The sequence below is a fragment of the Salipiger sp. HF18 genome, assembly GCF_011806505.1.
In the GTDB taxonomy this organism is placed as follows: Bacteria; Pseudomonadota; Alphaproteobacteria; order Rhodobacterales; family Rhodobacteraceae; genus Salipiger; species Salipiger thiooxidans.
This window is the reverse complement of sequence record NZ_JAATOS010000128.1, coordinates 1-10,094: the sequence shown is the minus strand read 5'-3', so window position 1 is coordinate 10,094 and position 10,094 is coordinate 1. Positions and strand designations below refer to the sequence as shown.

Sequence of the window (10,094 nt, the reverse complement as noted above, 5' to 3'; positions counted from 1 at the left end):
GGACATCCCGACGCTGGCGATCACCAACATTCTCGTCACCAACTCTGACGTCTCGGACGAGCTGGCCTACGAGATGACCAAGCTGCTCTTCGAGAACCTCGACCACATGAAGGCCGCGCATGCCGCCGCCGGTGCGATCGACATCCAGAACGCGGTGAAGAACTCGCCGATCCCGCTGCACCCGGGTGCCGAGCAGTACTACCGCGAGCAGGGCCTGCTGGACTGATCCACGAAAGACCCCGGCGGCCCGGCTCTTTCCGGTAATCCCCGGAAAGCCCGGGCCGCCTTCGTGAAGAGGAGGATGACATGAGCGTGAATCCGGAGGATGAGATGCGTTCTGACAACGTTTCCGATACAGCCAGGGCCCCCGAAGGCCGCAGCCGCGCCGAAGAGGTGGTCGAGCTGCACGACGCCCTCTCGGGCGGTTTCCCCGGAGGCTTTGCCGGGCGGTTCCTGTTCTGGCTGGCGGTGGTGTTCTCGGTCTACCAGATCGCCATCGCGGCCCATGTCATCGACCTGCCGAGCCAGGTCATGCGGGCGGTGCACGTCGGCTTCCTCATGGCGCTCGGCTTCCCGCTGCTGGCCTACGGGCGCGGCTTCGGTTCTGTCGCAAAGACCATTTGCTGGGTGCTGGGGGCGGCGGGCGTCGCCGTCGCGGCCTACCAGTGGATCGAGTACACCCCGCTGCTGATGCGGGCAGGCGACCCCACCACGCTCGACCTCGTGTTCGGCTGCATCGCGGGCTCGACCGTGTTCATCGCGGCTTGGATGCTGATGGGCCCGGCGCTGCCGATCATCTGCGGCATCTTCCTCGCCTATGCCTTCTTCGGGCAATACGCCCCCGGCGTCATGCAGACCCGCGGCTATGCCTTCGAGCAGGTGGTCGAGCAGATCGCCTACGGCACCGAGGGCATCTACGGCATCCCGACCTACGTGTCGGCGACCTACATCTTCCTCTTCATCCTGTTCGGCTCGTTCCTCGAGAAGGCCGGGATGATCAAGCTCTTCACCGACGTGTCGCTGGGCCTCGTCGGTCACCGCATGGGCGGCGCGGCCAAGGTGTCGGTGCTGTCCTCGGGCCTGATGGGCACGATCTCGGGTTCGGGCGTCGCCAACGTGGTGACCACCGGCCAGTTCACCATCCCGCTGATGAAACGCTTCGGTTACCGCCCGGCCTTTGCCGGCGGCGTCGAGGCGACCTCGTCCATGGGCGGGCAGATCATGCCGCCGGTGATGGGCGCCGTGGCCTTCATCATGGCCGAGACGCTGGGCGTGCAATACGTCGAGGTGGTCAAGGCGGCGCTGGTGCCGGCGATCCTCTACTTCGCGGGCGCCTTCTGGATGGTCCATCTCGAGGCCGGCAAGCGCGACCTGCGCGGGCTCTCGGCCGACCAGATGCCCTCGGCCCGCAAGGCGCTGAAGGAGGGCTGGTACCTGATCCTGCCGCTCGCGGTGCTGGTCTGGCTGCTGTTCTCGGGCTACACGCCGCTCTTCGCCGGCACCATCGGGCTCGCGCTCACGGGGATGCTGATCCTCGGGGCGGCCATCGCCATGGGCATGCCCTCGACGGCGGTGCGGGTGATCTTCTGGATCGTGCTCGGGCTCTGCGCTTCGGCCTTCTTCAAGTTCGGCATCCACGCGCTGCTGCTGGTCATCGCCGTGATGATTGCCGCCTGTGCCTTCTTCAAGGGTGGGCGCGAGACGCTGGCGGTCTGTCGCGACAGTCTCGCCGACGGCGCCAAGACCGCGCTGCCGGTCGGCATCGCCTGCGCGCTGGTGGGGGTGATCATCGGCGTGATGACCCTGACCGGGGGGGCCAACACCTTTGGCCAGTTCATCGTCTCGGTGGGGCAGAACAGCCTGTTCCTGAGCCTCGTGCTGACCATGATCACCTGCATCATTCTTGGCATGGGGATCCCGACGATCCCCAACTACATCATCACCTCGTCCATCGCCGGCCCCGCGCTGCTCGACCTCGGCGTGCCGCTGATCGTCAGCCACATGTTTGTCTTTTACTTCGGCATCCTCGCGGACCTCACCCCGCCGGTGGCGCTGGCCTGCTTCGCTGCAGCGCCCATCGCCAAGGAAAGCGGCCTCAAGATCAGCTTCGAGGCAATCAAGGTTGCGGCGGCGGGCTTCGTGGTGCCCTTCATGGCGGTCTACACGCCCGCGCTCATGCTGCAGGACGGCGGTGCGCTTGCCGGGGCCATCGGCTACTGGCCGGCGGTTGCCTACATCGTGCTTAAGGCGCTGATGGCACTGGCGCTCTGGGGTGCCTGCGTCATCGGCTGGCTGGGGCGTCCGCTGGCGATCTGGGAACGGCTGATCGCGGTGGCCGCCGCCTTCACGCTGGTCGCGGCCCTGCCGATCACCGACGAGATCGGCTTCGCGCTGGCGGTGGTCTTCGGACTGCTGGTCTGGCGGCGCAAGGCTCCGGTGTCGGCATGAGCGGCTGCCTGATGGCCGGGGCGATGGCACTCGCCCTGGCCAATGGCGGGACCTTCACGCTGGAGTGGACCCATTCCGTGGAGCGCGAGACCTGGCGCGAGACCTGGCAGGTGACCGGCGACGACCGGCTGCAGCTGACAGGCGCCGCGGTGAAGGGTTCGGGGGCGGGCATGGAGCCCGGCCCCGGCGGCCATTTCGAGGACGGCTGGTGGGTCTGGGTGCCCGACCTGCCGCCGGTGCCGCGCCTGATGCTGGCCGCCTCGGGCGAGACCCCCTCGGCCTGGAGGCTCTGCGCGGCGAAGTGCGTCGAGCTCGGCGCGACCTCGGGCGCGCCCATCGAGGTGGCCCCCTGCGGCGACGAGAGCGCCGAGCAGGGCTGATGTCCCGGCGGCGCCCCCTCCTGCGCCGGATGAGGCCGGACAGGCGGTGGCGCTTGCTTCTGGTGCTGCTCGGCGCGCTGCTCTGCGGGGCGCTGGCCTGGCAGGTGACGCTTCTGCAGCAGCGCCGCGGGCTCGAGCAGACGCTGCTGGTCAGCCACCGCGCCATCCAGACCGAGATCGACCGCTTCCGCTACCTGCCGCGCGTCGCGGGCGAGGATGCCCGCATCCACGACGCGCTGAGCGATCCCGGCGCGCCCGGGGCAATCGACGCCGCCAACCGCTATCTCGAGAAGATCGTCACCCAGACCGGGGCCGAACGGCTCTACCTTCTGGACGCCGAGGGCCTGACGCTGGCCTCGTCGAACTGGGCCGAGCCCGAGAGCTACGTGGGCCACGACTACAGCTTCCGCCCCTATTTCACCGAGGCCCGCGCCACCGGCTCGGGCGCAGTCTACGCCATCGGCGTCACCACCGGCGAGCCCGGCTATTTCATCTCGGCCCGCGTCGACGATCCCGCGCTCGGCGTCAACGGCGTCATGGTGGTGAAAATCGACCTCGGGCCGCTCGAACAGGCCTGGGCCGAGGCCGGGCAGCGCATCGCCGTCACCGACCGCGACGACGTGGTCTTCCTGTCTTCGCAGGCCGGCTGGCGCTACCGCCCGCTGACCCCGCTCACGCCCGAGACCCGCAGCCGGCTCGGTGCCTCGCGGGTCTACGACAGCGCCGCGCTCGATCAGGCGCAGCCGCTGCTGACCCGCGGCTCGGTGCTGCTGATCGAGGGCGAGGGCCGTGCCGCGATCCTGCGCGGCACCCCTTTCGAGAACGGCTGGCGGCTACTGATCGCGACACCGCTCTGGCCGGCGGCGGGGGCGGCGGGGGCCACCGCGGCGCTGGTGCTGCTGGCGGGGCTGCTGGGACTGGGGCTCGCCGACCTGCGCCGCCACCGGCAGCGGCTCATCGCGCTGCGCCTGCGTCAGACCGAGGTGATGGAGCGCAAGGTCCGCCTGCGTACCGCCGAGCTGGCCCGCGAGATCGAGGCCCGCGCCCGGGTCGAGGCGGATCTCCGTGCCACGCAGGCGACGCTGGTGCACACCGAGAAGATGGCCGCCTTGGGTCGAATGTCGGCGGCCATCGTGCACGAGGTCAGCCAGCCGCTCGCCGCCATGGAGGCCACGCTCACCGCCGCCGAATTCAGCCTCTCGCGCGCGCCCGAGCAGACCGCCGCACGGTTGCAATCGGCCCGTGGGCTGATCCGGCGCATGCAGCGCATGACCAAGCATCTCAAGAACTTCTCCCGCCGCGAGGCCGCGCCGCTGGCGCCGGTGCCGGTGGTCGAGGTCGCCCGCTCGGCGCTGGCGCTGACCCGGCCGCGCGCCGATGCGGCGGGCATCCAGCCCCGCTTCGAGGCGCCCGCGGGCGATCCCATGGTGCGGGCCGGGCACGTGCGGCTCGAACAGGTGCTGGTGAACCTGCTGCACAACGCCATCGAGGCGGTCGAGCCGGGGCGGGGCGAGGTCACGCTGTCCATCCGCGAGACCGGCGGCGAGCTGGCACTGGCCGTGCGCGACAACGGCCCCGGCATCCCCGAGGACGTGCTGCCGCGCATGACCGAGCCGTTCTTCTCGACCAAGATCGGCGCCGAGGGGCTCGGGCTCGGGCTTGCGATCAGCTTCGAGGTGGTCCAGCAATTCGGCGGGCGGCTCGACATCAGGAACCATCCCGACGGCGGGGCGGAGATCTCGGTGATCCTGCCGCTGCTCGAGAACCGGAACGGCGGGGAATGGGAGGCCGCGGAATGACGGCACTGATCCATGTGGTCGAGGATGACGGCGATCACCGGCACGCGCTCTGCGACCTGATCGGCGCGGCGGGGCACGAGGCCGAGGGCTTTGCCTCGGGCAGCGCGGCGCTCTCGGCCGAGCGGCGGCCCGACCTCGTGCTCACCGACCTGCGGATGCCCGGGATGGATGGGCAGGCTGTGCTCGAGGCGGTGCGCCAGCGCGATCCCGACTGCCCGGTGGTGATGATCTCGGGCCATGGCGATCTTGCGCAGGCGGTGCAGGCGATGCGCGCGGGTGCCGAGGATTTCCTCGAGAAGCCCTATGACGGCATGCACCTGCTCACGGTGATCGAGCGCGGCCTGCGCAGCCGTGCCACCCGGGCCGAGATCGGACGGTTGCAGGACCAGATGGCCCGCCGCGACGAGGGCGGGCTGCTGGGCCAGTCCGCCGCCATCACCGCGCTGCAGGCCCGGATCGCGGCGCTGGCGCCGAGCGATCTCGACATCGTGGTGACGGGCGAGACCGGCACCGGCAAGGAGCTGGTCGCCCGCGCCCTCCACGCCGCAAGCGCCCGCGCTGCCGGTCCCTTCGTGGCGATGAACTGCGCGGCGCTGCCCGAGAGCCTCTTCGAGATCGAGATCTTCGGCCATGTCGCCGGCGCCTTTCCGGGCGCGCAGGACAAGGCCGGCAAGCTCGAAGCCGCCTCGGGCGGGACGCTGCTGCTGGACGAGATCGAGGCCATGCCCGCCGCCATCCAGCCCAAGCTGCTGCGGGCGCTGCAGGAGCGCGCCGTCGAACGCCTCGGCGAGAACCGGCTGCGGCAGCTCGACCTGCGGGTGATCGCCATCTCCAAGACCGACCTGCGCGGGCTGACGCTGGACGGCAGCTTCCGGCCGGACCTGTTCTACCGCCTCGCGGGCGCCGAGATTGCGGTCGAGCCGCTCCGGGCGCTCGGCGACGACATCCTGCTGCTTTTCAGCCATTACGCCGGGCTTGCCGCCGCCCGCTACGGCCGCGAGTTGCCGCCGGTGGACTATGCGCTGAAGCAGCGCCTGCTGCACCGTCCCTGGCCCGGCAACGTGCGCGAACTGAAGGCGGTGGCCGAACGCTTCGTGCTGGGGCTCGACCTGCCCGAGGAGGGCGCCTTGCCGGTGAGCGAACCCGAGACGCTGGCCGACCGGGTCGCCGCCTTCGAAGCGCGCGAGATCCGCCTGACGCTGGAACGCTGCCGCGGCAACACCGAACGCGCCGCCCGCGCCCTCGGCATGGCGCGCCGGACTTTGAACGACAAGATCAGCCGGTACGGTATCCGGGTGTAGGTGCTCAGCCCCCGGTCATCGCGATCTGGGGGCGCCTCCTTCGCCGCGCATCTCGTCGAGGGCGTGATCGCCTCGGCGCCCGAACTGCCCATCGTGCAGACCACGATGTCGCGTTGCAGCCGGTTCCTCGTCGCGGCCCCGTATTCCGTCGATCTCGGCCAAGACTGGAGCGAGAGCTGCATCGCATTCAACGCCAAGGTGCTCGACGACCTGCGCCACCAGGACAGCGTGAAAAATGTCGTGCTGTCGTCGCCCTTCCGGGCCTATGTCTCGAAGGACTGGCAGGTGCTGACCCCGGACGGGATCGTCCCTGCCAGCCCCGAGCTGTCGCTCGACATGATGCGCCGGACCCTCGCGGCCATCGAAGGGGCGGGCAAACAGGCGGTGATCGTCTCCCCGACGCCGCAGACCGGTGACAACATCGGCCGGTGCCTGACACGCAGCACCTGGCTCGGGCAGGATCCGTCGTGCTGCGACTTCGCGCTGTCGGACGTGGCAGAGATCACCCGCAACATCGATGGCGTCCTGCAGGAGCTCACGAAGACCTGCCCGGTCATCTGGCTGAAGGGGGGCATGCGCCCGGACGGGATCTGCCGCGCCATGGCGGATGGCCACATCGTCTATTTCGACCATGGCCACCTGACCCGCGAAGGCTCACGCAATCCCGGGCGGCGCATGGGCTGGGGCACAGTGATCCAGTCCGCGCCCGTGAACTGACCGCTCCCGCCCCTCAGGGGGCGGGCGGGAGCAGGCCGCGGTCCTGCAGGAGGGTGAGCATGTCGACGACCGTCTCCGGGCTCACGTCGATCGAGGCCTTCATGGCGACGCCCAGCCCGCCCTCGCCGATCTCCTGCGGGGCGCCGTAGTCGAAGCGCGGCTTCAGCACCACCAGCTCCGGCGGCAGCTCGGGGCAGAGCGCGGCCTCTTCCAGCACCAGCCCCACCGCCTCGAGCACCAGCGCCCGCGCCGCCTCGAGCCTGCCCGAAGCGGTCTGGATCTGGCCCAGCGCGCCCGGCGGATCGCGGGTGAGGTCGAGCAGCCGGAAGACCACGCAGCCCTCCACCAGCTCGGCCGAGAGATCCGCCCGCACGTCGACGTCCTTGGTCTCTTCGAGCACGCCGCGTTCCCACGAGCCCTCGCCCGTGCGCACGCAGTCGAAGCTCTCCATCTCCAGGGACGCCCTGGCGATCACCGCGGTGCCGTCGGCCTCGGTCTCGAAGCGCTCGATGGTGACGTGGCCGCCGCAGCTGTCGATCACCTCCTGCCCGGTCAGCAGGTCGGGAAGGCGCTTCTGGATGCCGCCGAGATCGAGCAGCGCCTCCATCCCGATCCGGGTCGCATCGACCGGGGAGAGCCGCGCGTCGATGCCGTAGGCAAGATCCTCGCCCTTGACCTCGAGGCTGTTGTCGAAGTCGAACCGCACCTGCCCCGGCGGCGCGGGCACGAAGCGCAGCGCGCCGTCGCCCTCGGCGTTGGCGCCGAGCCACGCGAGGATGGCGATCAGGTTGTCGGCGCCGATATCTGCGGACCCGGAGAGCGCCATGCCGACCCCGCCGCCTCCCACCTCGCGCACGCCGAGCGTGGTGAACTGCGGCTCGAGGATGGCGATGGGTTCCGGCAGCGTGGGGCAGACGAGGTTCTCGGCCAGCACCGTCTCGGCCTTCTCGAAAATGGCCGCGCGCACCCGCTCGGTGAAGCCGAAGAGCGTGGCGAGCCCGCCGAGGATCCCGCGCGGCTTCAGGCCGAGATCCGCCAGTTCGAGCCTGATGCAATTGCCGGCAAGACCGGCGCGCAGCCGGGCATTCACATCGACGGTCTGCGAGATCATGCGGAAGCCGCGGCGTTCCTCGGGCGTGTCGCGGTCCTTGCAACGGTAGAGCGAGGCCTTCACCGAGGCACCGGCGCGCAGCACGTCGCCCTCGGCCTCGATGCCGCCAAAATTGACGTTTAGCCCGATGCTGCAGCTTGCCTCGATGGGCCCGGAGAGCAGCCCCGGCAGCGCCTTCTGCAGGCCGCGCATGTCCCCGAAGGCGTTGGCTCCAAGGCGGGTCCCGCCCGCGGGCGCGAGGCCGAGGTAGAAGGCGAAGGGCACCTCCTGCCCGCGCGCGGCAAAGCTCTGGGCGACGCGGAAGGCGACGTCGCCCGCGTAGGCCGCCGGCGGCACCGGCGACTGCAGGTCGACCTCGCGGAAGGTCATCGCGTCCTCGGCCGAACCCGTGCAGGCGGACAGCGCGAGGATCGCCGCGCAGACCGACGCGATGAATGGAGTGCCGTTTCTCTTGCCACGCATGTCTCGCCCGCCGTTGCCACTGACAGTCTGGCACAACCATGCCACGAGCACGGCCATTGGCAAACCTGTTAGTGCCTTGCGCGCGATGCGTGCCGTCCGGGCGGGCGGGCGGAAACGCCCTCGCCCGGGCGGTGCAGAGTTCAGCAGTCGCGGCAGGTGCGCAGGCCGACGAGGCTGTAGAGCGGGCAGTTGCCCACCACCGCCGTCACCGCGAAGACCGCGGCCACGGCGAGCGCGAGCCAGTGCAGAACCCCGGCGGCAGCGAGGCCGGTTCCGAAGGCCACCCAGACCAGGATGGCTGCAAGGACAATGCGCAGCGCGCGGTCGAATTTGCCCATGTTGGTTTTCATGTCGTGCTCCTTGGCGGGAATCATGTAATGCCCTCGTCATCGCATGACATGCCGCTTGCGGACGGTGACTTGGTCACAGAGCCGCGTCTCAGGAGACCCCGGCGGCGCGGACCAGACGCTCGAGCCCCTCGCGCCCGACGATCTCGACCTGGCCGCGCGCCTGTTCGATCCAGCCACGCCGGTGGAATTCGGCCAGCGTGCGCGAGATCACCTCGCGCGCGGTGCCAAGCTCGGTGGCCAGCACCGCATGGGTGGCGCGCACCACCCCCGCGTCGTCCGCCAGTTCGAGCAGGCGCGAGGCAAGGCGCACGTCCATCCGCTGGAAGACGATGTCGTCGATCAGGGTGAAGAGATCGGTGATCCGCCGCGAATAGGCCGCGAAGACGAAGCTGCGGAAAAGCTTCGAGCGGCCCACGAGGTCGTCGAAGACGGTGCGCGGGATGACCGCGGCGGTGACGTCGGTCTCGGCGATGCCGTCGGCCGAATAATCCTCGAAGGCCAGCATGCAGGCGGTGGTCAGCACGCAGCTCTCGCCCGCGTGCACGCGGTAGAGAAACACCTCGCGCCCGGTGTCCGAGCGCTGCTGCACCCGCACCGAACCCTCGAGCAGCAACAGCAGGTTGTCCGCCGACTGCCCCGGCGCAAAGACCAGCGTGCCGGCGGGGACGGACACCACCTGGCTGCCCCGCGCCAGGTCCGCGCGGACGTCCGCGGGCAAGCCTTTCAGGCCCTCGAAACGGTCAATCCAGCTGTCATCCATCGGTCTGCTCTTCTGTCTGCGGGAGGGCGGAAGGTCGGCAAGCGGCCCCGAAAGCGACGTTCGCGCAGGAGCCGCCCGACGACAAGCGCGGACGGCCCTTGGGTGGGGCGCGGCCCATCGCCGCGCATGTGGCCCGACGCTGCGGGCGGCGTCACTCCGCCGGCGAGGCGACAAGCTGCGCGCGGCCGAAGTGGCGGCGGTTCAGCACCAGCATCAGCACGATCATCGCGACCTGCGCCGCCAGCGCGATCCCGGTGAGCGCCCAGTAGGCCAGACCGAACCTGACGACGAGCCCGGCGGCGACTAGCCCCTTGTTGATCCAGAACTGCATCATGACCGACAGCGCCACGCCCGGGCAGATCAGCGTAGCCGGTCGCGCGCTGCACGGTGACGCCGAAGAGCGCGCCTAGCACCTCGACCTCCTTTTCTTGGGTGAGCATCGTCAGCATGTCGCCGGCCGAGCCATGGCTCTCGAAATGCATGTGCAGCCCGTGGTCCTGCCGGATGAGCAGGATGCCCAGAACCGTCATCAGCGGGATGACGATCATCAGGGTCGGCGCCTGCTCGACCGCGACGCCGTTCTCGAGCATCGAACGGATGCCGAGCACCATGCCCACCGCGGCGATCACCACGGCAGCGACGAGGAAGAAGGTCGAGGCGATGATGGCGATGCCCACGGTCAGCGCGGTCCCGCTCATCGCGCCGGGGGCCGAGAGGCCGACGCCGACCATCGCGAGCGAGAAGGCGGGCAGGAGCTGCGCGAAGG

Annotated in this window: 11 protein-coding genes; 7 read left to right on the top strand and 4 right to left on the bottom strand. The window is 70.0% G+C overall.

Translation table 11 applies throughout. The annotated features are described in order from the left end of the window. The 6 genes from HC022_RS12590 to HC022_RS12565 form a co-directional block, all read left to right on the top strand. On the top strand, nucleotides 1–226 hold a 226-nt coding region (locus HC022_RS12590), incomplete at its 5' end, for a TAXI family TRAP transporter solute-binding subunit (protein WP_167452667.1). An 80-nt stretch (nucleotides 227–306) separates the two neighbouring features. Further along, nucleotides 307–2,448: a TRAP transporter permease gene (locus HC022_RS12585; protein WP_167452666.1), complete on the top strand. Its 2,142-nt coding sequence runs from the start codon at nucleotides 307–309 to the stop codon at nucleotides 2,446–2,448. Then, the gene (locus tag HC022_RS12580) at nucleotides 2,445–2,828 is read left to right on the top strand and encodes a DUF1850 domain-containing protein (RefSeq protein WP_167452665.1); all 384 of its coding nucleotides are present in this window, start codon (nucleotides 2,445–2,447) and stop codon (nucleotides 2,826–2,828) included. The genes HC022_RS12585 and HC022_RS12580 overlap by 4 nt, the downstream gene beginning before the upstream one ends. Nucleotides 2,829–2,890: 62 nt before the next feature. After that, the gene (locus HC022_RS12575) at nucleotides 2,891–4,627 is read left to right on the top strand and encodes an ATP-binding protein (protein WP_368484662.1); all 1,737 of its coding nucleotides are present in this window, start codon (nucleotides 2,891–2,893) and stop codon (nucleotides 4,625–4,627) included. Further along, the gene (locus HC022_RS12570) at nucleotides 4,624–5,928 is read left to right on the top strand and encodes a sigma-54 dependent transcriptional regulator (protein ID WP_089954212.1); all 1,305 of its coding nucleotides are present in this window, start codon (nucleotides 4,624–4,626) and stop codon (nucleotides 5,926–5,928) included. Before HC022_RS12575 ends, HC022_RS12570 begins: the two co-directional genes overlap by 4 nt. Further along, on the top strand, nucleotides 5,929–6,645 hold the full coding sequence (locus HC022_RS12565; RefSeq protein WP_167452663.1) for an SGNH hydrolase domain-containing protein: 717 nt from the start codon (nucleotides 5,929–5,931) through the stop codon (nucleotides 6,643–6,645). Between the two features lie 13 nt (nucleotides 6,646–6,658). Here the strand turns inward: HC022_RS12565 and HC022_RS12560 are convergent, their stop codons facing one another. From HC022_RS12560 to HC022_RS12545, 4 genes are all read right to left on the bottom strand, one after another. Continuing rightward, a complete protein-coding gene (locus HC022_RS12560) occupies nucleotides 6,659–8,218 on the bottom strand; it encodes a hypothetical protein (protein ID WP_167452662.1) in 1,560 nt (519 codons plus the stop codon). A gap of 140 nt (nucleotides 8,219–8,358) precedes the next feature. Then, nucleotides 8,359–8,568, bottom strand: coding sequence for a DUF2892 domain-containing protein (locus tag HC022_RS12555; protein WP_040384260.1), 210 nt, complete (start codon nucleotides 8,566–8,568; stop codon nucleotides 8,359–8,361). A gap of 88 nt (nucleotides 8,569–8,656) precedes the next feature. After that, on the bottom strand, nucleotides 8,657–9,328 hold the full coding sequence (locus tag HC022_RS12550) for a Crp/Fnr family transcriptional regulator (RefSeq protein WP_167452661.1): 672 nt from the start codon (nucleotides 9,326–9,328) through the stop codon (nucleotides 8,657–8,659). Nucleotides 9,329–9,479: 151 nt separating this feature from the next. Further along, nucleotides 9,480–9,677 (bottom strand): hypothetical protein, encoded by a 198-nt coding sequence (locus tag HC022_RS12545; protein WP_167452660.1) that lies wholly within the window; start codon nucleotides 9,675–9,677, stop codon nucleotides 9,480–9,482. 164 nt (nucleotides 9,678–9,841) lie between these two features. Here HC022_RS12545 and HC022_RS12540 point away from each other — a divergent pair. Beyond that, nucleotides 9,842–10,094: hypothetical protein (locus HC022_RS12540; RefSeq protein ID WP_167452659.1), on the top strand; the 253-nt coding region annotated here is incomplete at its 3' end.

Excerpts from the sequence above, each read along its gene's own strand:
- HC022_RS12585 (WP_167452666.1), top strand. The coding sequence starts at position 307 with ATGAGCGTGAATCCGGAGGATGAGATGCGTTCTGACAACGTTTCCGAT.
- HC022_RS12580 (WP_167452665.1), top strand. The coding sequence starts at position 2,445 with ATGAGCGGCTGCCTGATGGCCGGGGCGATGGCACTCGCCCTGGCCAAT.
- HC022_RS12570 (WP_089954212.1), top strand. The coding sequence starts at position 4,624 with ATGACGGCACTGATCCATGTGGTCGAGGATGACGGCGATCACCGGCAC.
- HC022_RS12560 (WP_167452662.1), bottom strand. The coding sequence starts at position 8,218 with ATGCGTGGCAAGAGAAACGGCACTCCATTCATCGCGTCGGTCTGCGCG.
- HC022_RS12555 (WP_040384260.1), bottom strand. The coding sequence starts at position 8,568 with ATGAAAACCAACATGGGCAAATTCGACCGCGCGCTGCGCATTGTCCTT.
- HC022_RS12550 (WP_167452661.1), bottom strand. The coding sequence starts at position 9,328 with ATGGATGACAGCTGGATTGACCGTTTCGAGGGCCTGAAAGGCTTGCCC.